Origin of the sequence: Pseudoclavibacter sp. CFCC 14310, assembly GCF_008831165.1 — a bacterium.
GTDB lineage: Bacteria > Actinomycetota > Actinomycetes > Actinomycetales > Microbacteriaceae > Pseudoclavibacter_A.
In genome coordinates, this window is record NZ_WBKC01000003.1 from 350,265 (window position 1) to 372,423 (window position 22,159).

A 22,159-nucleotide genomic window follows, 5' to 3' on the forward strand; every position below is an offset into this window, starting at 1 on the left:
CCGCGTCGCTCACTCGCTGGGCGTCGGCCATTCGGTCGGCAGCGGGAGCGCGCTCGGACGCATCGCGCGCACGATCACTGTCAGCACCTCCCGAGTCTGCTTCTCACCGATCCAGAGATGTCGGCCGTCGGGAATCACGATCAGTTCGGTCTCGGGCACGACGCTGAACCGTTCTCGAGCCTCGGGCGGGCGCAGAAAGTCGTCGTTCTCTGGAATGACCGCGATGAGCCGCCGGCCGGCGCCGTGCCAGCGAGCGAGTTCGGATGCAGTCGTGCGGTGCAGCGGCGGTGAGAGCAGGATGGTGCCGTCTGCGGGATAGTCCAGACCGTACTTGAGCAGCAGTTCGGTGCCGAACGACCACCCCAGCTGCCAGATGTGCGGGAGCCCTCGCTGCTCGGCGAATCGCATGGCGGCTGCGACGTCGTACCGCTCGGTGATTCCATCGCCGAACGTGCCCTCGCTGGTTCCACGAGGGCTCGACGTTCCGCGGGTGTTGAATCGCAGCACGGCGATGTCAGCCATTGCAGGCAGCCGCCAAGCGGCCTTGCGCAGGATGTGCGAGTCCATGAAACCGCCCTGAGTGGGCAGAGGGTGAAACGTCACCAGCGTCGCCGCTGGATCGCGATGAGCCGGGAGTGAGAGCTCCCCGACCAGGGTGAGACCGTCGTCGGTCTGCAGCGTGATCTCTTCGGAACGTCGTGGCAGCTCGGTATTGGCGCGGATCTTCTGCATGTCGCTCATGGGAGCACCTCGTTCTGGTCAGCCGGACGACCGACAAACGGCAAATCGGGTATCAGTACCAGCCGACCGACTGCGAGTGACCCCATGCGCCGCAGGGAGTGCTGTAGCGACCGGCGATGTAGCCCAGCCCCCATTCGATCTGTGTTGCCGGGTTGGTCTGCCAGTCGGCGCCAGCCGATGCCATCTTGCTGCCCGGCAGCGACTGTGGAATGCCGTAGGCTCCCGAGCTGCTGTTCGTGGCGTTGACACGCCATCCGGACTCTTTCTGCCAGAGGCTCACAAGGCAGACGAACTGGTCTGCTCCCCAGCCACGCGCCTGAACCTGGGCCCAAGCCTCAGCCTGGGCGCCAGTCGGGTTCGGTGTGGCCACAGGCGTCGATGCAGCATCACTCGCCGCAGCGTCACTCGCCGCAGCGGCAGTGTCGGCTGGGACCGGTGCCGGTGGCGCCGGTGTCTCGGCCTTCACCAGGTCGGACTGCATCGAAATGACCGCGACCGCCGCCTGGACGCTCTGGGTGTCGATGGCTGTGTTGGATTCCTGCGACGCGGTCTCAGTGATCGAGGACACTTCGTCGGCATATGCGGTGTTGACCCCACCGGCTGCAACGAACATCAGTGCCCCCGCTGCCCCGACGGATGCGGTGCGGATGAATGCGCTCACGGCTGCCATTAGCGTGCGCCAATCTTGGAGCTGCAACCCCACTGGCCCCAACCAGCTCGAGCCTGCAGGCCAGATGCGATCTCGATCTGCTGTTCGCGAGTGGCGCCGTCAGCTGTCGGCGCGTACTTAGTGCCACCCGAGGCCTGCCACGTCTGCTTTGAGAACTGCAGACCGCCATAGTAGCCATTTCCGGTGTTGATGTTCCAGCGGCCGCCTGACTCGCACTGCGCCATGCGATCCCAGACGCTGCCGTCACTCGGCGTCGCAGCGGCGGGGGCACTCTTCGGCTGTGCGTCGCGCTGCTTCTTCGCAGCGTTTGCGTCCGAACTGTCATCCGTGCTGTCGGCCTCCGGCTGTGCCACAGGAGGCGGTGTGACCACACGGGTCTCGGCCGCAACGACCTGCTGAGGTGTGTCGATGTTCGACGTCGTCACCTGCGCTACAGGAACAGAACCGGCGAACGCCTGACGCTGCAGGTTACCGGCGATCTGCGGCAGATTCGCCTGGACCACGCTCTGCTCACCTGCAGCGCCGTGCGCCTCGACGTTCACGGTCGAGGCATGGGCGGAATCGGTGACCGCACTGTGTGCACCGGAACTCACCAAGGCGAAAGCCACGGCACCGGCGATGAGCGTTGAGGAAGTCTTCAAAGAAACCATACATTTCCACCCTAGCGTGTCTGTTCTGTACCGTCCAACGTCAGCACTCTGCCCACAGCCCTGTCTCAGCGGCAGCTCAGAGAATGGCCAGCATGATCTCGACAGTGCGATCGAGCACGGCATCAACCTGGCGTTCGTCATAGCCGTTGCCCTGTCGCGCGAAGACCGCGTCTCTCACCTCTGAGACCTCGAGAGGTGTGCCGATCCGAAAATACGCCACGATGCGGTCGGCGAGCTGATCGACCTGCTTACGCGAGTATCCGACTCCGAAGACACCGACGCGACGGAACCGATGGCCTTCGGGCCGCAGCATCCTGTCTACGACGACTCGAGCCTGCTCCCGCGCTTGGTCCTGCCATGCCTCGTCGCCCATCGCCGCGTGTGCCTCGTCGCGCTCTCGCTGAGCGAACGCGTCTTCGAGTCTGTCGAGAGCCGCGTCGACCTGAGCCGGCTCATAGCCGTCTTTGACCACGTCGAAGGCGGTGGCTCGAACCGTGTCAGAAGTCACATCTGCGCTGCCGGAATCGTATGCCGCTCGGGCCCGTTCGAGCAGATCGTCAACCTGGTCGATGTCATAGCCGCGCTTGCCTTTGGGTACTCGCTCGAAAACAGTCGTCACAGCCCCATTCTGCCAAAGACAACGCAAAAGTGCGTTCAGGCGGCAAGCGTGGCGAAGAGCAGAAAGAGCAGAAGGGCCATCGGCATAGACGGAATGATCGCGTCCAGGCGGTCCATGAACCCCCCGTGGCCGGGGATCCACCGACTCATGTCTTTGATGCCCAGCCAGCGTTTCAGCGACGATTCGACGAGGTCGCCGACGGTCGCGGTGACCATCAGCAGCGGTCCGACGATCAATCCCACCCACCACGGCATGCCGGCGATCACCCAGACCGAGAGTATGGCGGCCACGGTCGAACTCACCAACGCGCCGGCCTGCCCCTCCCAAGTCTTCTTGGGGCTGATCCGCGGTGCCATTGGGTGACGGCCGAAGAGCACTCCGCTCGCATAGGCGCCGGTGTCATTGCACACGACCACGATGAGGGTGCAGATCAGCCACTTCACGCCGCCTTGATGAGTGACCAGGAGCGCGGCGGCGGAGAGACTCATCGCGATATAGACGATCAGCGCAGTCGACCAGCCCACAGCCGTCCACGGCGACTGACCGCGGATGCGGTGGGTGACGATCTGCCAGAGGGCGGCCAGCACCAGTGCTGCGAGCCCGGCCCACAGCAGAGCCCATCCCCCGAGGAGGAACGCGATGCCCGGCAGGAGCCCGGCGACGATCCCCAACATCCATGGCGAGACCAGGATTGAGCGAAACAGCAGCGCTTGGGCGGTCTCTGCGACGGCGAGACCGGTCGCGACCATGAGCACCACGACGAACGCATGCTGACTGAGCAGCAGACTGCCCAGGACCACCGCTCCGATGAGCAGAGCAACGCCGATCGCCAACGGCAGGTTGCGCCCTGCCTTCTGCTCGAGGCGCTGGTTCGCCTGCTCGAGCTGTTCGACCAAGGCCTTCGCCTGGGCCTGATGACGGTCTCTGTTGGTGCTCACGGTGGTGTCTGCCAGCTGTGCTCCGAGGTCAGACCTCGAGCAGCTCGTTCTCTTTGCGCTCGAGTGACTGATCGATCTGCTCGACATGCTGCTTCGTCACAGCTTCGAGGTCTTTCTCGCCGCGGGCGATCTCGTCATCGCCGACTTCGCCCTTCAGCGCGTCGAAGTCGTCTTTCGCCTTGCGGCGCAGGTTGCGCACGACCACGCGCGCCTCTTCGGCCTTCTGCCGAACCAGCTTGACGTACTCTTTGCGTCGCTCTTCGGTGAGCTCGGGCAGCACGACGCGAATGAGATCGCCGTCGTTGGTGGGGTTCACGCCGAGGTTGGGCTCGTTGCGAATCGCCTTCTCGATCTCGTGCAGGGCAGACTTGTCATACGGCGTGATGATCAGAGTGCGCGCCTCGGGGTTCTGCAGCGAGGCGAGCTGCTGCAGCGGCGTGGGCGTGCCGTAGTAGTCGACCGGGATGCTGGCGAAGAGGGCGGGGTTCGCGCGCCCTGTGCGCACCTGTGCGAACTCGTCTCGTGCAACCTCGACCGCTTTGGCCATGCGCTGCTTGGTCTCGTCAATGATGTCTTTGATCATGATGTCTCCTCTGTGCCGATGCTCGTGGGTGTGCAGTCGCTCAGGCGTCAGCGCTGACCAGAGTGCCGATTTCGACACCCTGAATGGCCCGTGCGATGTTCTCGTGGTCATCCATGCCGAAGATGCGCATCGGCATGGCGTTGTCCATGCACAGGCTGAACGCGGTCGAGTCTACGACCTTGAGACCACGCACCAGTGCGTCGTTGTAGGTGATCGCCTCGATCTTCTCGGCGTCGGGATGTGTCTTGGGGTCGGCGGTGTAGACGCCGTCAACGCCGTTCTTGGCGAAGAGCACCTCGTCGCACTTAATCTCGAGCGCACGCTGCGCCGAGACGGTGTCGGTCGAGAAATACGGCAGACCGGCACCTGCGCCGAAGACGACGACACGGCCTTTCTCAAGGTGACGAATGGCACGAAGAGGGATGTACGACTCAGCGACCTGTGTCATCTGGATCGCAGACTGCACTCGGGTGTCGACGCCTGCCTGCTGCAAGAAGTCCTGCAGGGCCAAGGCGTTCATCACGGTGCCGAGCATGCCCATGTAGTCGGCCCGGGCACGCTCCATGCCGCTGAGCGACAGCTCGGCGCCACGGAAGAAGTTGCCGCCGCCGACGACGATCGCGACCTCGACGGTGCGCGATGCAATGGCGACCTGGTGGGCGATGGAGCCGACCACGTCGGGGTTCACGCCCAGAGCACCCGCTCCGAACGCCTCTCCAGAGAGTTTCAGCAGAACTCGTCGACGTCGTTCCATCACCACATGCGCTCCTTCATACTGAGACGCCGGTCATGGCGGCCGCGTCACTGTGCTCTGTAAGTCTAGGGGGCGGTCCCGGTTTTGCCGCCGTCGAGGGCGGCGATGCTGTCTGACAGCGGATGCCCACACTGCCGAGACCAGTCAGCGGGGGCATACATGAAGGTGGCCCGGCACTCGGCCGGGCCACCCTTGAAGCGTCAGGCTCCGACGCGGAAGCGGACGAACGAGTTGACCGTCAGCCCGGCATCCTTCAGCACCTGAGCAATGCTCAGCTTGTGATCGCGTGCGTAGTCCTGATCGGGCAGCACGATCGTCTTGAAGAAGCCGTTGAGGCGTCCCTCGACAATGCGCGGCAGAGCCTTCTCAGGCTTGCCCTCGTTGCGCGAGGTCTCTTCGGCGATGCGACGCTCGTTCTCGACGTCTTCAGCCGGAACCTCTTCGCGAGTCATGTACTTCGGATCGGCGAACGAGATGTGCTGCGCAATCGAGTGCGCGGTCTCGCTGTCGTCACCGTCGTACGCGACGATCACGCCGAGCTGCGGAGGCAGATCGGGGTTCGTGCGGTGCAGGTAGACCGCGAAGTGCTCGCCCTCGAGCTGAGTCAGACGACGCAGCTCCACCTTCTCGCCGATGATGGCGCTGGTGTCGGTGATGAGCTCTTCGACGTTCTTGCCCTCGACCGGAGCGGCAAGTGCAGCGGTGAGATCGGCGGCGCCGACCTCGGCGATCGCGGCGAGCACCTGCTCGGCAAGCTCGATGAAGCGTTCGTTCTTGGCCACGAAGTCGGTCTCGCATGCCAGCTCGATCAGGTACGCGCGGCGCCCGTCGACCTTGGCGGCGATGAGCCCGTTGGTCGTGGTACGACCTTCGCGCTTCGCGACGCCCTTCAGGCCCTTCACGCGCAGCAGCTCGATAGCCTTCTCGACGTCGCCTTCGGCCTCGTCGAGCGCCTTCTTGCAGTCGAGCATGCCCGATCCGGTGCGCTCGCGCAGGGCTTTCACATCAGCGGCAGTGTAATTCGCCATGTTCCTGTTTCTCTCGCTCTCTCGCGTTGGGTTGTCTCGAAGACTTACTTGTCAGCAGGGGTCTCAGCAGCAGGCTGCTCAGCGGCTTCAGCTTGCTTTTCAGCAGCGGCCTCAGCCGGCTTCTCAGCAGCTGCCTCGGCGGGCTTCTGCTCGTCCTGCTTCAGCAGCTCGCGCTCCCACTCGGCCAGAGGCTCGGCCTCGCCGGCCTCTTCGTCTTTGCTGTGACGAGCGACCAGACCGGCGGCAGCAGCGTCGGCGATGATCTTGGTGAGCAGTGAGACCGACCGGATTGCGTCGTCGTTGCCCGGGATCGGGTAGGCGATGTCATCGGGGTCGATGTTGGTGTCGAGGATGGCGACGACCGGGATGCCCAGCTTCTTCGCCTCCTGCACGGCGAGGTGCTCTTTGTTGGCGTCGACGATCCAGAGGGCCGAAGGCGTCTTGTCCAGGTTGCGGATGCCGCCCAGGGTCTTCTCGAGCTTGTCTTTCTCACGCTTGAGAATGAGCAGCTCTTTCTTGGTGCGACCCGAGCCGGCCACGTCGTCGAAGTCGATCTCTTCGAGCTCTTTCAGACGCTGCAGGCGCTTGTGCACGGTCGAGAAGTTGGTCAGCAGACCACCGAGCCAGCGGTGGTTGATGTACGGCTGGCCGACGCGCGTCGCCTGCTCGGCGATGGCCTCCTGGGCCTGCTTCTTGGTGCCGACGAAGAGGATCGTGCCGCCGTGAGCGACCGTCTGCTTCACGAAGTCGTAGGCCTTGTCGATATAGCCGAGCGACTTCTGCAGGTCGATGATGTAGATGCCCGAGCGCTCGGTGAAGATGAAGCGCTTGACTTTCGGGTTCCAGCGGCGGGTCTGGTGCCCGAAGTGCACGCCGCTGTCGAGCAGCTGGCGGATGGTAACGACGGCCATTGCCGTGTCTCCTGTTCTGCGTGTGTTCACACGCCTCTTGCGGTTGAGCGGTCACCGGGTTGGTGGCCCCTGGTGCTCATGACTCACCTCACCACCGAAGTGGACCGTTGAGGCTGTGTCATCTGTGCGAGCACGCGAAGTCAGCAGATTGCTCTACTGCTGTCGACAATCATAGCCCACGACCGTGCCTTTCCGCGCCTGCCCCGCGAGCGCGTCCTCGTGACGCGACCTGCCCGTGCGAGTACGCACATCTGTCGCCGCGCTCTCCCGTTCTGCACAGCGGTGGCTGGAGTGCTTCTTCGCCTGAGCCAGCAGCGTTTGAATCGCTCTATGAAGACAGAAGCGAGCACACACGGCCGAGCCCTTCTTCGAAGACGTTCCTCGCTTCGCCGAACCCTTCGAAACTCGTCGATGCGCCTGCGCTCTGCTGGTCGTCGCGGCACGCTTATGACGCTGTGCCTGCTGTTCACCGTCGGCGTCGTCCTTTCGACGCCGGCAGCCGCCGATCTGCGGCCTGGTGCAGCGATTCCCGCACACACTCCCTGCAGCGATCTGCCGTGCTGGTCATGGCCTCTGCCGGCTCCGAGAACAGTGGTCAACCCATTTCGCGCACCACCGCATCCATACGGAGCGGGCCATCGCGGCATCGACGTCGCCGCAGCCGAAGGCACCGAGGTGCTCGCCGTCGACGACGGTACGGTGTCGTTCGCCGGCCAGGTGGTCGATCGCCCGGTCGTAACGGTCACGCACGACCATTCCTGGCGTTCGAGTCACGAGCCGGTGCTGCCCGCTGTGGCGCAGGGCGACCACGTCGTACGGGGACAGGTCATCGGGCACGTCGCCTCAGGAGGTCACTGTGTCGGGTGCCTGCACCTCGGAGCCCGTCACGTGGATGACTACTACTCTCCCCTTCTGCTGATTGAAGGATCCGACCCGTCGGTGCTGCTGCCGCTGCCATGACCTTCGGGTCGCATCACCGTCTCGCTCGGCTTCGTTCCGAGCACTTCGACTGCGACGAGCATGGCGTCGATGGGCCGGCTGCGATGGATCTGGCTGCGATCAGGCGCGGGGATGCGCCTGCAGGTACGACGAGGCGAGCTGCTCGACAGACACGTGCGTGTAGATCTGCGTCGTGCCGATGCTCGAGTGCCCGAGCAAGGTCTGCACGGCGCGCAGGTCGGCTCCCCCGTCGAGCATGTGCGTCGCAGCGGTATGACGAAACGAGTGCGGGCCGGCATTGCGCGCACCGACCGCTGTGAGTGCCTGTGTGACGACGCCGTGCACCGTGCGTGCGTTGATCTGGCCGCCTCGCGCGCCGAGAAAGAGATGATGCCCCGCATCAGGATGCGCTGCGCGCGCTAAGAGTGCACCTCGCGCCGTCTCAAGGTAGTGGTCGATCGCCGCGAGCGCGATGTCACCGATCGGTACGACACGCTGCTTGTCTCCCTTGCCGACGACGGTGATCAGCCGGTTGTCGCGGTCGATGTCGTCTAGGGTGAGGCCGACCAGCTCGGAGACGCGCAGTGCAGAGGCATAGAGCACTTCGAGCATGGCCCAATCGCGTACTTTCACCAGGTCACCGGATGCCGCCGCCTCGTGGGCATGGTCGAGCAGCGCCCGCATCGTCTGGCGGCTGTGGACGACCGGCAGGGTGCGACCGGTCTTCGGCACCTGGAGCCGAGCGGCGGGGTCGGTGTCGACGATGCCCTGTTCGAACGCCCAGCGCCCGAACGATCGTGCGACGGTGGATCGTCGCGCCAGGCTCGTCTCGGCGAGACCGCGCTGCGAACTGTGCCACAGCCAGTCTCTGAGGTGATCGAGGCGCAACTGGCCGATAAGGGTCACCCGCGTGTCGGTGAGATCGGCAGCGAGGTCTTTCAAGTCGTTGCCATAGGCCTTCACCGTGTTCGCTGAAAGACCTCTGACCACCCGGAGTTCGCTCAGGTAGCGGTCAATCGCCGCGGCGACAGAGATCTCAGCAGTCATGCCACCAGAATGCCACGCGGTCAGCCGCGCAGCCACGCGCCGCCGCCACGATGGCAGGCCAGCTGCAGCAGCTCCAGCTCGTTCAGACACGATCTCACGGTCGTCAGCGGCATGCCGGAGAGCTGTGCGATGCCCAAGACGTCCAGCGCCTGTCTCGGGTGCAGCGCGTCATGCACACGCACCAGTTCAGGGCGCAGACCGTCGGTCTGTACCTGCGCCATCTCAAGCTCGGGCTGAGCAGTGAGCATCGTCAGACAGTCGTCGGCTCCAGTCACCAGCGAGGCGAGGCCGTCGCGGATGAGGTGATTCGTTCCTGCGGACATCGCAGAGAAGATCGACCCCGGCACGGCTGCGACATGGCGCCCCAGCTGTGCCGCATGATGGACCGTGTTGATCGCCCCAGACCTGCGACCGGCCTCGACCACCACTGTCATCGCTCCGAGCGCAGCGATCACTCTGTTGCGCTGCAGAAACCTCCACCGAGTCGGCGGAGTGCCCGGAGCCTGCTCGGCGATCAGACAGCCGCGATCGGCGATCTCGCGCAGCAGCTCTTCGTTGCCGGCCGGGTACAGTCGATCGATGCCCCCGGCGAGCACCGCCACAGTGTCGCCCTGCAGGCTGAGCGCCGCGCGGTGCGCCTGCCGATCGATGCCGTAGGCGCCGCCTGAGACCATGCTGAAGCCGTGTCGCACACACCCCTGCACGATTTCGGCGCAGGCTTCCAACCCGTAGCTGCTGGCCGATCGTGCACCGACGATCGAAATCGTGCGAGGCCGGGTCAGCAGCGCCGGCCGGCCAAGCGCCCACAGACACATCGGCGCGTGTTCGGCGAGATCTGAGAACCGTGCGGGCCACGACGCGTCGCCTGGAATCAGCAGCGTCGCATGCAGACTCGCCGCCGAAGAGAGCGAGTCGAGAAATCTGCGGTCGCCAAGCCGAGGGCTCCAACGCTGCAGCGCTTCTCGATACTGCGAAGTCTGCGCGCCGGGTCGGCTCGAGTCATGCTGCGCTCGGATGTCGACGACGACCTGACGCAGCGCATCGACCGCCCCGTGCTGACGCACCAGACTCCCGGCGACGCCGTCTCCCGGCTCGATCAGGGATGACCACCAGGCCGCAGCCAGGGCCGGTTCGATCGACTCTGCACGACCCGACTCGTGCAGCGCGTGCAGCTGGGCCGTCACCGCTGCTGTTTCTGACGACGTGAGCCCATGCACGTCGGCCATGATGTCGACGAGTGACCGGTTACCGATCATGTTCTCCTCCTCCCCGCCACGACATCGCCCTGGCTATGTGCTCGCTGTCGGGTGACCGATCGCCGGCGAGATCGCAGAGCGTCCAGGCGATGCGTAGCAGCCGGAAATATCCGCGCAGCGTGATGGTGCCGAGATCGAGTGCCCGGTCGAGCGTCGCCGTCGCCTGTGGCGCGAGCCGCAGTCGACCGCGGAGCGTCTCGCCCGACACCTGACTGTTCAGCTCGTGCCCGAACGGCCGAAGCCGCTCGGCACTCGCCGCTCTGGCACGCTCGACCTGCACCCGAGCCTGCGCGCTGGTCAGCGTCTCGGCGTCGTCGATCAGAGCGCGGTGGCTGCGCACCCGACCGACGCCGACTCTGAGATCGACTCGATCGAGCAGCGGGCCGCTCAGCCTGGCCAGATACCGTCTGCGCTGAGACGGCGTGCAGGTGCACGTGTTCTCTGGCTCGGTGGCATACCCACACGGGCAGGGGTTCGCCGCCATCACCAGCTGAAAGTCGGCCGGCAGGCGACCCACGATCCCGGCCCGGTGCAGCGTCAGCGTGCCCGTCTCGAGACATTGCCGCAGAGAGTCGAGCACATGGGTTCGGAACTCGGGCGCCTCGTCGAGAAAAAGCACTCCGTGAGCGCTCAGTGACACCAGCCCAGGCCTGAGTGAGCTGCCTCCCCCGATCAGGCCGGCCATGGTGAGGCTGTGATGCGGCGCCTCGAACGGCGGCTGAGTCGGCAGTTCGCACACGCCGGTTCTCGAAGTGAGTGAGCGCACGGCGGTCACCTCGAGCTGCTCGCGCCTGCTCAGCGGGGGCAGCAGCGTCGCCAGACTGTTCGCCAGCATCGACTTGCCTGCTCCCGGGCTGCCGGTGAGCATCAGATGATGCCTGCCGGTCGCAGCGACGATCAGCGCTTCGACGGCATCATGCTGACCCACGATCTCGCTGAGGTCGGGTGGCGTGTGCACACGCTCGGCGTTCGAGGTGGTCAGCTCATCAGCCTCGTCAGCAGACTCGCCGCGTCGCGATCTCCCTGACGGGGGCGCAGGCGGCCGGTCTCGTGGGTGCGGCTGGGCACCCAAGAGCCGAATCAGCTCGATCAGATCGTCGACGCCCACGACATGGATGTCGTCGACGAATCGCGCCTCGGGTAGGTTCTCGCGCGGTACGACCGCTTTCGTCACGCCGCCTCGCACGGCGCCCAGCAGTGCCGGCAGCACCCCGGGAATCGGACGGATGCGGCCTTCGAGAGTCAGCTCGCCGAGCACCACGGTGTCGCGCGAGGGATGCGGGGGTACGATGCCCTGCGCGATCAAGACCGCCACGGCGATCGCCGCATCAAAGGCGGTGCCATGTTTGGGCGCACCGGCCGGCACCAGGTTGACGGTCAGCCGGGTATCCGGATACGGCTGGCCGGTATTGCCCAATGCGACACGCACCCGGTGCTCTGCCTGTGCGACGGCGGTGTCGGCCAGGCCGACGATGCGGGTCGCGGGAAGTCCCGCGCTCACGTCGGCCTCGATGTCAATGAGGCTGCCTTCGATGCCGGTCAGCGAGACCGCTCTGCACATGCCGAGGGTCATCGCACACCTCGTCGATGCTCCAGATGCAGACCGTCTCGGCGCATCCGCACGCCGATGGCGTCGATGCGCACCGGCCCGGGCCATGCCTCGTTGCTCTGCAGCCAGCGCCCGACCAGAGTGCGCAGCTGACGCATCTTGCGGGCGTCGATCGCTTCGAACGGGGTGCCGTGCTGGTCTCCGGAACGCGTCTTCACCTCGATGAAGGCGAGCGCATCACCGTCACGAGCGATGATGTCGATCTCTCCCGCACGGCCGGATCGCCAGTTGCGGTCGACGATCGTGTAGCCCAGATCGGTCAGAAACTGCGCAGCGAGTGACTCACCCCGTCTGCCGAGCGACAGACGGGAGTCGGTGGCCGTGCCCGGTCGTTTCGCTGCGCCTTCGGTGGTCTCGCGTGCTGTCATGCCACCAGTCTCGGCATGCGGCGATCACCCCGGCCAGAGCCATCACGGCACTGTGCAGAGATCCCAGCGGCACACCAGGCTGTGCAGAGAGCGTCGACGCGTCAGAACGTCGGGCGCTGTGCCCATGTGAGCACTCGAAAGACGTTCAGAAAACTGAGATCACTGTTCGTCGAGCGAGAGTTCGCTCGGCAGCTCAAGATCATGAGCGGCAAGCTCCTCCACGTTCACATCTTTGTACGTGAGCACCCGCACCTGTTTGGCGAAGCGATCGGAACGGTAGATGTCCCAGACCCAGACGTCGGTCAGATTCAGCTCGATGTAGAAGTCTGGCCCGACCTCGCGCCGCTCAAGCTTGACGTCATTTGCCAGGTAGAAGCGCCGTTCGGTCTCGACCACGTACTTGAACATGTGCACGACGTCGCGGTACTCGCGGTAGAGCGAGAGCTCTGCCTCGCGCTCGTAGTCGTCGAAATCCTGAGGATCCATATCGTCTCTCACTCTAGCTGCCCTTCTTGCTCTTGTCGCCTCTGCTGCCAGGCTGGTGCAGCCAAGTCATGCGGTGCAGCACAGATGGTCCGTGCTCGGCGATCGCAGCCATGTGCACGGCGCTGCCGTAGCCGCGATTGGTCTGCCATGAATACTGGGGGTACTGCTCGGCGTACACCGCCATGCGGTCATCGCGATCGACCTTGGCGAGCACGCTCGCGGCCGCCACGGACGCGCAGTCGCGGTCAGCTTTGGCTCGAATCACCACACGCACCTGGCACGGTGCCTGCAGCCCTGCGGTCAGCCAGTCAGACGAGCCGTCAAGAATGACCACCGCCTGCGCCTCGCGGGGCTGCTCCGCCAGCAGCGCACCGACGGCGCTCGACGCCGCCTCGCGCAGACAGGTCACGATGCCGTCGCCGTCGATGCGAGTGTTATCGACAGAGGCAACCGTCCAACCGGCCGCCCACTCCCGAATCGGCTCGACCAGGGCATGGCGACGACGGTCGGTGAGCGCCTTGGAGTCGCGCAGACCTGCGGGCCAGACTCCGGCATCCGCACATATCGCGACCGCCCCCACCGTGACCGGGCCGGCAAGCGCACCGCGACCGACCTCGTCGCAGCCGATCACGAGTGTGGCACCGTCGGCGAAGAGCCTTGTCTCGAGTTCGAGAGTGGGGTCGACCGCCGCCATCACTCAGCCGACGAAGACTGATCGGGAACGTCTGAGAACACCTCATGGTGTGCGTCGATGCCCTGCCAACGCGACGACGGCCATGAGATTACGAACGCACGACCGACGACCTGATCGACCGCGACCATCCCTCTGCCGGGTTCGTCTGTGTGTGCGCTCGAATCGCGCGAGTTGCCCCGGTTGTCGCCCATCATCCAGAGCGAGTTCGCGGGCACGGTCACGTCGAAGGTGCGCGCGCACGAGGCGTTTCCCGGAGCCAGATACGACGACTCGTCGAGCTGCACGCCATTGACGCTCAACGGCCCGCCGACGTGCTCGCACACCAGGTGGTCGCCTTCGACGCCGATGATGCGCTTGACTAGATACTGGTGGCTGTCAGAGTCACCGAGGCCGACGAACGTGAGAGCGTCCTGGATGCCCTTGCCCAGACTCCAGCCCTGTGCCGCAGCCGACGGGGCTGCCAGCCAGCCGCCCGGATCCTGAAAGACCACGACGTCGCCCCGCGAGACGCCGAAGGGCTTCGGCTGGAGTCGGTTGACCAGCACACGGTCGCCGACCTGCAGCGTCTGCTCCATCGATCCCGAGGGAATCGAGAACGTGCGCACCAGGAACGTGCGCAGCAGGGTCGAGAGTATGAGCGCTACGACGATGATCACGACGATGTCGCGCAGCATGAGCAGCGTGCGCGATGCGCCCGATCGCCCGTCGCCCGGGGTCTGCGACTCTTCTGAGTCAAGCACCTCTTCGCCGCTCACCGGTTCGCCTCTCTCTCATTCTCTGCATTTGCCGACCGAGACCGGCATGATGACGACAACGGCCAGCGGGCGCCGCACTGCGACGCATCCGCTGGCCGTTGAACGTGATTGGATCAGCGCTTCTCGCGGATCTTGGCTGCCTTGCCGCGCAGTGAGCGCAGGTAGTACAGCTTTGCGCGACGAACGTCGCCGCGCGAGACGAGCTCGATCTTGTCGATCACCGGCGAGTGCACCGGGAAGGTACGCTCGACGCCGACCTGGAACGAGATCTTGCGCACGGTGAAGGTCTCGCGCACACCGGCACCCTGGCGCTTGAGCACGACGCCCTGGAACACCTGGATACGGCTGCGGTTGCCCTCGATGATGTTGACGTGCACCTTGACGGTGTCACCGGCGCGGAAGTCTGGGATGTCGCTCTTCAGCGATGCTGCGTCGACTTTGTCCAGTGTGTTGCTCATGAGTTCTTCGCTCTCTGCACCTGCCGCAGGTCAGGAGCGTGAATACGTAACGATTCGGATTGTGTCGACGATCGCTCCCCTGCGGCAGAGACAAGCCGATGACACAATCTCTCATCTTGCCACATGCCGAGGTGAGCCGCAAACGTCTGCCCGCACTGCGCCGGATGCACCGCCCGCGCCCGCCTCTGCGTCTCAGCCCCAGCGCCAAGACTGCGCTCAGCCGCCCCCGTCAGGGCAGCAGGTCGGGTCTCATACGCCGAGTGCGGGTCACGCTCTGATCGTGCTGCCACTCGGCGACGAGACGGTGGTTGCCGCTGAGCAGAACCGGGGGCACTTCAAAGCCGCGCCATTCAGCAGGCTTCGTGTAGCTCGGGTGCTCGAGCAGGCCGCGATTGTGCGACTCTTCGACCAGCGACTCGGGATTGCCGATCACGCCGGGCAGCAGGCGGGCGACGGCTTCGACGACGACCAGCACGGCGACCTCGCCGCCGTTGAGCACGTAGTCGCCGATGCTGATCTCACCGGTGCGCCAGTGCGCTGCGGCGTAGTCGACGACGCGCTGATCGATGCCTTCGTAGCGGCCGCAGCAGAAGACGATGTGGCGTTCGTGAGAAAGCTCGACCGCACGCTGCTGGGTGAACACCGCGCCGGCCGGAGTGGTGAACAGCACCAGGGGATCGTCGGCGTCGGCCAGCACGTCGTCGAAGGCCTCACCCCAAGGCTCGGGGCGCATGACCATGCCCGCTCCCCCGCCATATGGAGTGTCGTCGACCGTGCGGTGCGCATCGTGGGTGTATTCGCGCAGACTGTGCACGCGCAGATCGATGATGCCTCGATCGACCGATTTGCCGACCAGCGACAGCTTCAGCGCGTCGAGGTATTCGGGAAAGATCGTGATGACGTCGATGCGCAGGCGCGCAGGCTCAGCGGCGCTCATACGTGGTTGGTGCGGTCGGCTTCAGGCGCAGCCTCATCGTTCGATGCGGAACTCTGCGCCTTCTCGGCGGATTTGGCATCAGGCGCAGCCGTGTCTGAGCCGGGCGCAGACTTGGCCGTCAGCTCTGCCACGACATCCGCCACCTCTTGAGCCGGCACCTCGTCGGCCTCGTCTTCGCCGTCGTCGGCGGGCTCGAACAGGCCGCCGGGCGGGGTGATGGTGACGGTGCGCTCGTCGAGATCGACGCCGCTCACAAAGTGTTTGACGAAGGGCAGCAGCACCTCGTCGCTCTCGGTCTGAATCGCGAGGATGTCCTGGCCGGGCAGGTGGTCGACTCGCGAGACCGTGCCGACGGCTTCGCCGTTGCGCATGACGACGAGATCGACGAGCTGATGGTCATACCAGGCATCGGCCTCATTAGGCAGCTTGGTCTCATCCTGATCGATGGTCAGAATGGCTTTGGCAATGCTCTCTGCCGCCGTACGATCGGGAATCTCAGCGAAGAACGCGACCGGGCTGGTGTTGTACCAGCGCAGCTCGCGCAGAGTGATGGTGCGGCCGTGCCATGAGGAATCGGCAGGCACCTGAAGATTGAATGTGGCGCCCGGAACCAGTCGCCGCTCGGGCTCATCGGTGTACAGCTCTACCTTGAGGCCACCTTTGAGCCCGTGCGGCTTGGTCAGACGGGCGATGCGAAGCTGCAGCATGACCTAAGCGTCGGTGTCGACGATGTTGACCCGCACGTGACGGCCGTCGGCCAGAGCGTCGACCACAGTGCGAAGTGCCTGTGCCGTGCGCCCTGAACGACCGATCACGCGGCCGAGGTCATCGGGTGCGACACGCACGTCGATGACCTCTGCCCGAGCGGTGTGCCGCTCGTCGACGGTGACGTCGTCAGGGCTGCTGACGATGCCACGCACCAGATGATCAACGGTCTGCTGCAGCATGCTCACGCCTCGTCGGCTGCGTCAGCGGCAGGCTCGGCTGCGGCCTCTGCGGCAGGAGCGGCCTTCTTCTCGGTCTTGGGCAGCAGCACCGACTTCTTGCTGGCGTCCCGCTCGAACTTCGCCTTGGGCTCAGGTGCCTTCACCGTGCTCTTGGCGTCTTTGTCGCCCTTGAACTTCGCCCAGTCACCGGTCAGGGTGAGCAGCTTGAACATCTGGTCAGAGGGCTGTGCGCCAACTGAAAGCCAGTACTGTGCGCGATCTGAGTCGATCTCGATCAGCGAAGGGTGACGGGTCGGCACGTAACGGCCGATCTCCTCGATGACGCGACCATCGCGCTTGGCTCGTGAATCGGTGACCACGACGCGAAACTCGGGTGCGTGGACCTTGCCGAAGCGCTTCAGACGGATTTTGACAGACACAATGCTCCTGTAATTCAGATTCGATTCGAACCCAGTCGTGGGTGTGGGGCCTCACGACGGAAAGCTCTGGATGATCGAGGGCATGCAGATGAGAGGGTCTGCGCACCCACGGGTTACCGACTGTCTATTGTGCCACACTCCGCAGCGTTTGTGTGTCACATGACGTTGTGACGCGCCATGACTTCGCGCGCACAGCGCAGACCACTACGCTTTACCCATGCGCATCGACTTCGCTCAGTCCCGCCCATCGACGCTCGGCGTCGAGTGGGAGGTCGTGCTGATTGACCGCGGCACTCGGCAGCCCGCCTCTCGAGCCGCCGAGATCCACGACGCGCTGCAGGGCACGCCGGTCGCCGCCCGCCTCGACCAAGAGCTGCTCGAGAACACCGTCGAGATCGTCACCGGGGTGCATGACACCGTGCCTTCGGCATTGGGTGAGATCGAGCAGGTGAGCACGTCGCTCTCCGAGGCAGCCGACGAGCTCGGCCTGGGAATCCTCTGTGCCGGGGTGCACCCGTTCGCCAAGGCGACGCAGCAGCCGTACACCTCGAACGAGCGCTACCAGAAACTGATCGACCGCACGCAGTGGTGGGGTCGCATGATGGCGATCTACGGTGTGCACGTGCACGTCGGCGTCGACGACCGCCGCAAGGCCGTGCCGCTGGTCAACGGTCTGCTCGGCTACCTGCCGCACCTGCAGGCGCTGAGCGCTTCGAGCCCGTGGTGGGAGGGCGTCAACACCGGCTACGCATCGAATCGCGCGATGATGTTTCGTCAGCTTCCCACCGCCGGGCTGCCGCCGCATGTCGAGACGTGGCAAGACTTCGAGGCCTTCGTGGCCGGCGCCCTGCAGACTGGAGTGATCGACCAGCTCAACGAGATTCGCTGGGACATACGGCCCGCGCCGAAGTTCGGCACCGTCGAGAACCGTGTGTGCGACGGGCTGCCGACACTGTTCGAGGTCGGGGCGCTCACCGCGTTCATCCAGTGCGCGGTCGACGAGCTCAGCGAGCAGATCGAGGCAGGCATGGTGCTCGATCGCATTCCAGACTGGGCGATCGCAGAGAACAAGTGGCGCGCGGCGCGCTACGGCCTGCCGACGGTGTTCATCGCCGACCACGATCTCAACGAGCGCAGTGTCATCGACGACACCCTGGAGCTTCTCGATCGCTGGCAGCCTCGCGCACAGCGGCTGGGCTGCGCCGAACAGCTCGCGGATGTCGAGTCCATCATTCGCGGCGGTGCGAGCTACCAGAGACAGCTGCGCGTCGCATCACGGCACGGCGATGACCTGAATGCCGTCGTCGATGCGCTGATGGCCGAGTTCGAGGCCGGGCGGCCGCTCGACCGCTGACCAGACTCAGCCGCTGCGCGCCGCCTCTCCGGCAGTTCGGGCAGCGCCACGACTCAGGGCCAGAGGGCTCGATCAGCGATTGAAGAGGCCGCCGAGGCCGGGCACCTCGTTCGGATCGATGCGAGGCGGCGCTCCTGCGGAGTCTCCCGTGCCCTCGTCACCGGCCGGGCCGCCAGCCGCGCCGAATGCCGAGCCCGCAGCGCCTGCTCCGAATGCGGAGGCCGCCTGCGTGAGCGAGCGTTCGGTCGCCTTGGACTGCTGGTCGCGAAGCTCGGCCTCTTGCTGAGCGCGCTTCGCCGGGTTGCCGCTCTTAGCCTTACCCTTCTTGCCTTTGCCTTTGACGTTCTTGCGTTTGGAGCCTCCGTGCCCCATGGCTCCCATTCCGGGCAGGTTCGGCACACCGCCGCGGGCCACCGACTTCATCATCTTGGCCGCCTGTTCGAAGCGCTGCACGAGGCTGTTCACTTCGCTGACCGTGGTGCCCGAGCCCTTCGCGATGCGCAGGCGCCGTGAGCCGTTGAGCAGCTTGGGATTCTCGCGCTCGGCCTTGGTCATCGACTGGATGATCGCCTCGGTGCGGGTCAGCTGCGACTCGTCGAACTGCTCGAGCTGCTGGCGCATGCCTGCTGCTCCGGGCATCATGCCGAGCAGCTTCTTCATCGAGCCCATCTTCTTGATCTGCTGCATCTGCTGCAGAAAGTCGTCGAGAGTGAACGCCTCTTTGGCGATCTTCTCGGCGACTTTGCGCGCCTCTTCTTCGTCGAAGGTGCGCTGAGCCTCTTCGATGAGCGTGAGCACGTCGCCCATGTCAAGAATGCGTTTGGCCTGACGATCGGGGTGGAAGATCTCCAGGTCGTCGAGACGCTCACCGGTCGAGGCGAAGAGAATCGGCTTGCCCGTGACGCTCACGACAGAGAGGGCGGCGCCGCCGCGGGTGTCGCCGTCGAGCTTCGAGAGCACGACACCGGTGAAGTCGACGCCCTCGTTGAAGGCCTGAGCCGTGGCGACGGCGTCCTGACCGATCATGGCGTCGATCACGAAGAGCACTTCGTCGGGGTCGATCGCCCGACGAATGTCGCTGGCCTGCTTCATCATCTCGGCGTCGACGCCGGTTCGGCCGGCCGTGTCGACGATGACCACGTCGTACTGCTTGTCGCGAGCGTACGAGATCGAATGCTTGGCGACTTTGACCGGGTTACCGATGCCGTTGCCGGGTTCGGGGGCGTAGACCGGCACGCCGGCCTGCTCGCCGACCACCTGCAGCTGACCGACGGCGTTGGGACGCTGCAGGTCGGCGGCGACGAGAATCGGCGTATGGCCATCTTTCACCAGGAACTTGGCAAGCTTGCCCGCGAAAGTGGTCTTGCCTGCACCCTGAAGGCCGGCGAGCATGATGACCGTCGGCGGCTGCTTCGCCAGCTGCAGCCGTCGAGTCTCGCCACCGAGGATGTTGGTGAGCTCTTCGTCGACGATCTTGACGACCTGCTGGGCGGGGTTTAGCGCCTGGTTGACTTCGTCTGAGAGCGCACGCTCGCGCACTTTGGCGGTGAAACCTTTGACCACGGTGAGCGCGACATCGGCGTCGAGCAGGGCGCGGCGGATCTCGCGCACGGTGGCGTCGACATCGGCCGGAGAGAGCTTGCCCTTGGTGCGCAGGTGCGCAAAGGTCTGGACCAGCCGTTCAGAGAGGTTCGAGAAAGTAGCCATATCGGGTCGATTCTAGCCGACGCGGGCGCATCACGCGGGGTCGGCTCTCAGCGCGTGCTCGGGACGCCCGGAATCTGAGATTCGACAGGGCCCGAAGCGCACCGAGAGCCCGGGGGGCTCACCCGAAGATCGCACGCACCTCGCGGTAGCGCTCAGACGGCACCTGCTTCGTCTCAGCCAGCTCGGCGAAAGGCACGCTGACGATGTCGGTGCCGCGCAGTGCCACCATGCGCCCCCACTGGCGACGAGCGACGAGCTCAACGACTTCGATGCCCAGTCGCGTGGCCAGCACACGGTCGAACGCGGTGGGCACTCCCCCGCGCTGAATGTGGCCGAGAACCGTCGCCCGGCTCTCGATTCCCGTGCGCTCCTCGATCAGCGGGGCGAGAACCTCCCCGATGCCGCCGAGCCGGGCACGTCCGAATCCGTCGAGGCCCTTGTCAGAGAATGCCTCGTCCATGTCGGGCAGTGTGAACCCCTCAGCGACGACGACCATCGGCGAACGCCCACGATCGCGCACCGAGGTCACCCACGCGCAGATCTGGTCGAGGCTCTCGGCCTGCTCTGGAATCAGAATCGCATGCGCGCCGCCGGCCGTGCCCGCGTGCAGCGCGATCCATCCGGCGTGGCGGCCCATCACCTCGAGCACCATGCAGCGCTTGTGCGCATTGCCGGTCGTGCGCAGCCGGTCGATCGACTCGGTGGCGATCGACACCGCAGTGTCGAACCCGAAGCTGTAATCGGTGCCGTCGAGATCGTTGTCGATCGTCTTCGGCACCCCGACGATCGGAATGCCGTCGTTGCGCAGCAGGTTCGCCGCTCGCATCGTGCCGTCTCCGCCGATCGCGATCACCGCATCCACACCGTGCTCGGCCAGGGTGCGCAGAATGTTCTCGGGTCGGCCCGCCTCGGTTCTGTATGGGCCGATGCGCGAGGTGCCGAGAATGGTGCCGCCCTCTTTGGCGAGCCCGCGCACCCGAGCGCGATCGAGCGTGATGTAGTCGCCTTCGATCATGCCGCGCCAGCCGTCGAGAAAGCCGACGAACTCCTGCCCGTAGACCTCGGTGCCTTTGAGCACCGCGCCTCGGATCACCGCGTTGAGCCCGGGGCAGTCACCGCCAGACGTGAGGATGCCGATGCGGCGCGGCATCTGTTCCAGAGCGGTCGGGTCGGTCAGTGTCTCCATGTGGCTCCCCTTCGAACGGCGGCTGTCGTCGGCTGCTGCGACGTGCACCACCCAGCGTATCGGCACAGAATGACGACACTATGAACGGAGCCGCTCACCTCTCCGTCGGAATCGGCTTGCGCGCGAGCCATGCCGCGACGAGCGCTCCGCTGATGTTGTGCCAGACAGAGAAGACCGCAGGTGCGAGCGCGGCAGCGGGGTTGAAGTGCACCGTGGCCAGCGAGGCTGCCAGCCCCGAGTTCTGCATTCCCACCTCGAACGCCAGCGCACGGCGCGCGGCGTGATCGAGGTGCACCGCTCGCCCGGCGAGATAGCCGAGCAGCAGCCCGATGCCGTTGTGCAGCACGACTGCGAGAATGATCAGCAGCCCTGCCTGCGCGAACGCGGCCGCGCTTTTGCCCATCACCGCAGTGACGATCGTCGCGATCGCGATCGCCGACAGCCATGGCAGCACAGGCTTGATGTAGTCGATGATGCGCCCGAACAGGCTGCGCACGATGACACCGGCGATCACCGGCAGCAGCACCGTCTTCAGGATGTCGAGAAACATCGCCTCGACCGGAATCGACATGTACTGCCCCGCGAACGCCAGTGTCAGCAGCGGCATCAGCAGAGGTGCGACCAGGGTCGAGACGGTCGCCACAGACACCGAGAACGCCACGTCGCCCTTCGCAAGGTACGTCATCACATTCGAGGCGGTGCCGCTGGGCGCACAGCCGACCAGGATGACGCCAACGGCCAGTTCGGCGGGCAGCTGCAGCGCCCACACCACGAGCAGCCCGGCCAACGGCATGATGACATAGTGCGCGACCAGTCCGAGCAGCACGACCAGCGGCCGTTTGGCGATGCGTTTGAAGTCGGCGCCGGTGAGGGTGATGCCCATCAGAAACATGATCAGCCCCAGCAGATACGGCACGATCGGGGTGATCGGGGTGAACGTCGCAGGCAGGCAGAAGCCCAGCACTGCGGCGACGATCACGATCGCTGGGAACACCGTCACGGCGAGAATCGCGTTGCGATCACGCTTCGGCCGTTGTGCGGATGCTTCGCTGCCGGAGCGCTGCAGAGGTGCGTCAGGTGATGGTTCGGTCTGGTCGGTCTTC

At 65.2% G+C, this 22,159-nt stretch carries 26 protein-coding genes; 2 read left to right on the plus strand and 24 right to left on the minus strand.

Annotation, left to right across the window (positions count from 1 at the left end; all coding sequences use genetic code 11):
* Nucleotides 1-9 precede the first annotated feature (9 nt).
* From F8O06_RS08945 to rpsB, 9 genes are all read right to left on the minus strand, one after another.
* Nucleotides 10-741, minus strand: coding sequence for an alpha/beta hydrolase (locus F8O06_RS08945; RefSeq protein WP_158038282.1), 732 nt, complete (start codon nucleotides 739-741; stop codon nucleotides 10-12).
* Nucleotides 742-793: 52 nt separating this feature from the next.
* Nucleotides 794-1,402, minus strand: coding sequence for a lytic transglycosylase domain-containing protein (locus tag F8O06_RS12405; RefSeq protein ID WP_225733451.1), 609 nt, complete (start codon nucleotides 1,400-1,402; stop codon nucleotides 794-796).
* An 8-nt stretch (nucleotides 1,403-1,410) separates the two neighbouring features.
* Complete coding sequence (locus F8O06_RS12515; protein ID WP_318655868.1) at nucleotides 1,411-2,052, minus strand: transglycosylase family protein; 642 nt, start codon at nucleotides 2,050-2,052, stop codon at nucleotides 1,411-1,413.
* A gap of 85 nt (nucleotides 2,053-2,137) precedes the next feature.
* The gene (locus F8O06_RS08960; protein ID WP_158038284.1) at nucleotides 2,138-2,680 is read right to left on the minus strand and encodes a DivIVA domain-containing protein; all 543 of its coding nucleotides are present in this window, start codon (nucleotides 2,678-2,680) and stop codon (nucleotides 2,138-2,140) included.
* 35 nt (nucleotides 2,681-2,715) lie between these two features.
* Nucleotides 2,716-3,618, minus strand: a complete 903-nt coding sequence (locus F8O06_RS08965) for a phosphatidate cytidylyltransferase (protein ID WP_192496899.1) — start codon at nucleotides 3,616-3,618, stop codon at nucleotides 2,716-2,718.
* Between the two features lie 28 nt (nucleotides 3,619-3,646).
* Nucleotides 3,647-4,201, minus strand: a complete 555-nt coding sequence (gene frr, locus F8O06_RS08970; RefSeq protein ID WP_158038286.1) for a ribosome recycling factor — start codon at nucleotides 4,199-4,201, stop codon at nucleotides 3,647-3,649.
* 40 nt (nucleotides 4,202-4,241) lie between these two features.
* On the minus strand, nucleotides 4,242-4,955 hold the full coding sequence (gene pyrH, locus F8O06_RS08975) for a UMP kinase (protein ID WP_158038287.1): 714 nt from the start codon (nucleotides 4,953-4,955) through the stop codon (nucleotides 4,242-4,244).
* Between the two features lie 200 nt (nucleotides 4,956-5,155).
* Nucleotides 5,156-5,983 (minus strand): translation elongation factor Ts, encoded by an 828-nt coding sequence (tsf, locus tag F8O06_RS08980; protein WP_158031030.1) that lies wholly within the window; start codon nucleotides 5,981-5,983, stop codon nucleotides 5,156-5,158.
* 44 nt (nucleotides 5,984-6,027) lie between these two features.
* The gene (rpsB, locus tag F8O06_RS08985; RefSeq protein WP_158038288.1) at nucleotides 6,028-6,894 is read right to left on the minus strand and encodes a 30S ribosomal protein S2; all 867 of its coding nucleotides are present in this window, start codon (nucleotides 6,892-6,894) and stop codon (nucleotides 6,028-6,030) included.
* Between the two features lie 411 nt (nucleotides 6,895-7,305).
* On the opposite strand from rpsB, the gene F8O06_RS08990 reads away from it, so the two are divergent.
* Nucleotides 7,306-7,854: a M23 family metallopeptidase gene (locus tag F8O06_RS08990; RefSeq protein WP_192496900.1), complete on the plus strand. Its 549-nt coding sequence runs from the start codon at nucleotides 7,306-7,308 to the stop codon at nucleotides 7,852-7,854.
* Between the two features lie 99 nt (nucleotides 7,855-7,953).
* Here F8O06_RS08990 and F8O06_RS08995 read toward each other — a convergent pair whose 3' ends face one another.
* From F8O06_RS08995 to rpsP, 12 genes are all read right to left on the minus strand, one after another.
* Nucleotides 7,954-8,880, minus strand: a complete 927-nt coding sequence (locus tag F8O06_RS08995) for a tyrosine recombinase XerC (RefSeq protein WP_158038290.1) — start codon at nucleotides 8,878-8,880, stop codon at nucleotides 7,954-7,956.
* A gap of 20 nt (nucleotides 8,881-8,900) precedes the next feature.
* Nucleotides 8,901-10,136 (minus strand): DNA-processing protein DprA, encoded by a 1,236-nt coding sequence (dprA, locus tag F8O06_RS09000; protein ID WP_158038291.1) that lies wholly within the window; start codon nucleotides 10,134-10,136, stop codon nucleotides 8,901-8,903.
* Nucleotides 10,126-11,709, minus strand: a complete 1,584-nt coding sequence (locus F8O06_RS09005) for a YifB family Mg chelatase-like AAA ATPase (protein WP_158038292.1) — start codon at nucleotides 11,707-11,709, stop codon at nucleotides 10,126-10,128. The genes dprA and F8O06_RS09005 overlap by 11 nt, the downstream gene beginning before the upstream one ends.
* The gene (locus F8O06_RS09010; protein WP_158038293.1) at nucleotides 11,706-12,113 is read right to left on the minus strand and encodes a YraN family protein; all 408 of its coding nucleotides are present in this window, start codon (nucleotides 12,111-12,113) and stop codon (nucleotides 11,706-11,708) included. Before F8O06_RS09010 ends, F8O06_RS09005 begins: the two co-directional genes overlap by 4 nt.
* 159 nt (nucleotides 12,114-12,272) lie before the next feature.
* Complete coding sequence (locus tag F8O06_RS09015) at nucleotides 12,273-12,599, minus strand: DUF2469 family protein (protein WP_158031023.1); 327 nt, start codon at nucleotides 12,597-12,599, stop codon at nucleotides 12,273-12,275.
* Nucleotides 12,600-12,612: 13 nt separating this feature from the next.
* Nucleotides 12,613-13,293, minus strand: coding sequence for a ribonuclease HII (locus F8O06_RS09020; protein ID WP_158038294.1), 681 nt, complete (start codon nucleotides 13,291-13,293; stop codon nucleotides 12,613-12,615).
* Nucleotides 13,293-14,048, minus strand: coding sequence for a signal peptidase I (gene lepB, locus F8O06_RS09025; protein ID WP_225733452.1), 756 nt, complete (start codon nucleotides 14,046-14,048; stop codon nucleotides 13,293-13,295). The genes F8O06_RS09020 and lepB overlap by 1 nt, the downstream gene beginning before the upstream one ends.
* A gap of 113 nt (nucleotides 14,049-14,161) precedes the next feature.
* A complete protein-coding gene (rplS, locus tag F8O06_RS09030) occupies nucleotides 14,162-14,506 on the minus strand; it encodes a 50S ribosomal protein L19 (protein WP_158031021.1) in 345 nt (114 codons plus the stop codon).
* A 229-nt stretch (nucleotides 14,507-14,735) separates the two neighbouring features.
* On the minus strand, nucleotides 14,736-15,419 hold the full coding sequence (trmD, locus tag F8O06_RS09035; protein ID WP_158038392.1) for a tRNA (guanosine(37)-N1)-methyltransferase TrmD: 684 nt from the start codon (nucleotides 15,417-15,419) through the stop codon (nucleotides 14,736-14,738).
* Between the two features lie 20 nt (nucleotides 15,420-15,439).
* Nucleotides 15,440-16,150, minus strand: a complete 711-nt coding sequence (rimM, locus tag F8O06_RS09040) for a ribosome maturation factor RimM (RefSeq protein WP_158038295.1) — start codon at nucleotides 16,148-16,150, stop codon at nucleotides 15,440-15,442.
* A 3-nt stretch (nucleotides 16,151-16,153) separates the two neighbouring features.
* A complete protein-coding gene (locus tag F8O06_RS09045) occupies nucleotides 16,154-16,390 on the minus strand; it encodes an RNA-binding protein (protein ID WP_158038296.1) in 237 nt (78 codons plus the stop codon).
* Between the two features lie 2 nt (nucleotides 16,391-16,392).
* The gene (gene rpsP / locus F8O06_RS09050; protein WP_158031018.1) at nucleotides 16,393-16,809 is read right to left on the minus strand and encodes a 30S ribosomal protein S16; all 417 of its coding nucleotides are present in this window, start codon (nucleotides 16,807-16,809) and stop codon (nucleotides 16,393-16,395) included.
* A 217-nt stretch (nucleotides 16,810-17,026) separates the two neighbouring features.
* Here rpsP and F8O06_RS09055 point away from each other — a divergent pair, with 217 nt between their 5' ends.
* Nucleotides 17,027-18,163: a glutamate--cysteine ligase gene (locus F8O06_RS09055; protein WP_158038297.1), complete on the plus strand. Its 1,137-nt coding sequence runs from the start codon at nucleotides 17,027-17,029 to the stop codon at nucleotides 18,161-18,163.
* A 72-nt stretch (nucleotides 18,164-18,235) separates the two neighbouring features.
* Here the strand turns inward: F8O06_RS09055 and ffh are convergent, their stop codons facing one another.
* The 3 genes from ffh to F8O06_RS09070 form a co-directional block, all read right to left on the minus strand.
* Complete coding sequence (gene ffh / locus F8O06_RS09060) at nucleotides 18,236-19,870, minus strand: signal recognition particle protein (RefSeq protein WP_158038298.1); 1,635 nt, start codon at nucleotides 19,868-19,870, stop codon at nucleotides 18,236-18,238.
* 118 nt (nucleotides 19,871-19,988) lie between these two features.
* Complete coding sequence (locus tag F8O06_RS09065; protein WP_225733453.1) at nucleotides 19,989-21,056, minus strand: 6-phosphofructokinase; 1,068 nt, start codon at nucleotides 21,054-21,056, stop codon at nucleotides 19,989-19,991.
* Nucleotides 21,057-21,150: 94 nt separating this feature from the next.
* On the minus strand, nucleotides 21,151-22,122 hold the full coding sequence (locus tag F8O06_RS09070; RefSeq protein WP_225733466.1) for a bile acid:sodium symporter family protein: 972 nt from the start codon (nucleotides 22,120-22,122) through the stop codon (nucleotides 21,151-21,153).
* Between the last annotated feature and the right edge of the window lie 37 nt (nucleotides 22,123-22,159).

Excerpts from the sequence above, each read along its gene's own strand:
- rpsB (WP_158038288.1), bottom strand. The coding sequence starts at position 6,894 with ATGGCCGTCGTTACCATCCGCCAGCTGCTCGACAGCGGCGTGCACTTC.
- F8O06_RS09045 (WP_158038296.1), bottom strand. The coding sequence starts at position 16,390 with ATGCTGCAGCAGACCGTTGATCATCTGGTGCGTGGCATCGTCAGCAGC.
- F8O06_RS09055 (WP_158038297.1), top strand. The coding sequence starts at position 17,027 with ATGCGCATCGACTTCGCTCAGTCCCGCCCATCGACGCTCGGCGTCGAG.
- F8O06_RS08995 (WP_158038290.1), bottom strand. The coding sequence starts at position 8,880 with ATGACTGCTGAGATCTCTGTCGCCGCGGCGATTGACCGCTACCTGAGC.
- F8O06_RS08945 (WP_158038282.1), bottom strand. The coding sequence starts at position 741 with ATGAGCGACATGCAGAAGATCCGCGCCAATACCGAGCTGCCACGACGT.
- F8O06_RS08990 (WP_192496900.1), top strand. The coding sequence starts at position 7,306 with ATGCGCCTGCGCTCTGCTGGTCGTCGCGGCACGCTTATGACGCTGTGC.
- dprA (WP_158038291.1), bottom strand. The coding sequence starts at position 10,136 with ATGATCGGTAACCGGTCACTCGTCGACATCATGGCCGACGTGCATGGG.
- F8O06_RS09015 (WP_158031023.1), bottom strand. The coding sequence starts at position 12,599 with ATGGATCCTCAGGATTTCGACGACTACGAGCGCGAGGCAGAGCTCTCG.
- ffh (WP_158038298.1), bottom strand. The coding sequence starts at position 19,870 with ATGGCTACTTTCTCGAACCTCTCTGAACGGCTGGTCCAGACCTTTGCG.
- tsf (WP_158031030.1), bottom strand. The coding sequence starts at position 5,983 with ATGGCGAATTACACTGCCGCTGATGTGAAAGCCCTGCGCGAGCGCACC.
- rimM (WP_158038295.1), bottom strand. The coding sequence starts at position 16,150 with ATGCTGCAGCTTCGCATCGCCCGTCTGACCAAGCCGCACGGGCTCAAA.
- F8O06_RS09010 (WP_158038293.1), bottom strand. The coding sequence starts at position 12,113 with ATGACAGCACGCGAGACCACCGAAGGCGCAGCGAAACGACCGGGCACG.
- F8O06_RS09005 (WP_158038292.1), bottom strand. The coding sequence starts at position 11,709 with ATGACCCTCGGCATGTGCAGAGCGGTCTCGCTGACCGGCATCGAAGGC.
- F8O06_RS09020 (WP_158038294.1), bottom strand. The coding sequence starts at position 13,293 with ATGGCGGCGGTCGACCCCACTCTCGAACTCGAGACAAGGCTCTTCGCC.
- frr (WP_158038286.1), bottom strand. The coding sequence starts at position 4,201 with ATGATCAAAGACATCATTGACGAGACCAAGCAGCGCATGGCCAAAGCG.
- F8O06_RS09065 (WP_225733453.1), bottom strand. The coding sequence starts at position 21,056 with ATGGAGACACTGACCGACCCGACCGCTCTGGAACAGATGCCGCGCCGC.
- rplS (WP_158031021.1), bottom strand. The coding sequence starts at position 14,506 with ATGAGCAACACACTGGACAAAGTCGACGCAGCATCGCTGAAGAGCGAC.
- pyrH (WP_158038287.1), bottom strand. The coding sequence starts at position 4,955 with ATGGAACGACGTCGACGAGTTCTGCTGAAACTCTCTGGAGAGGCGTTC.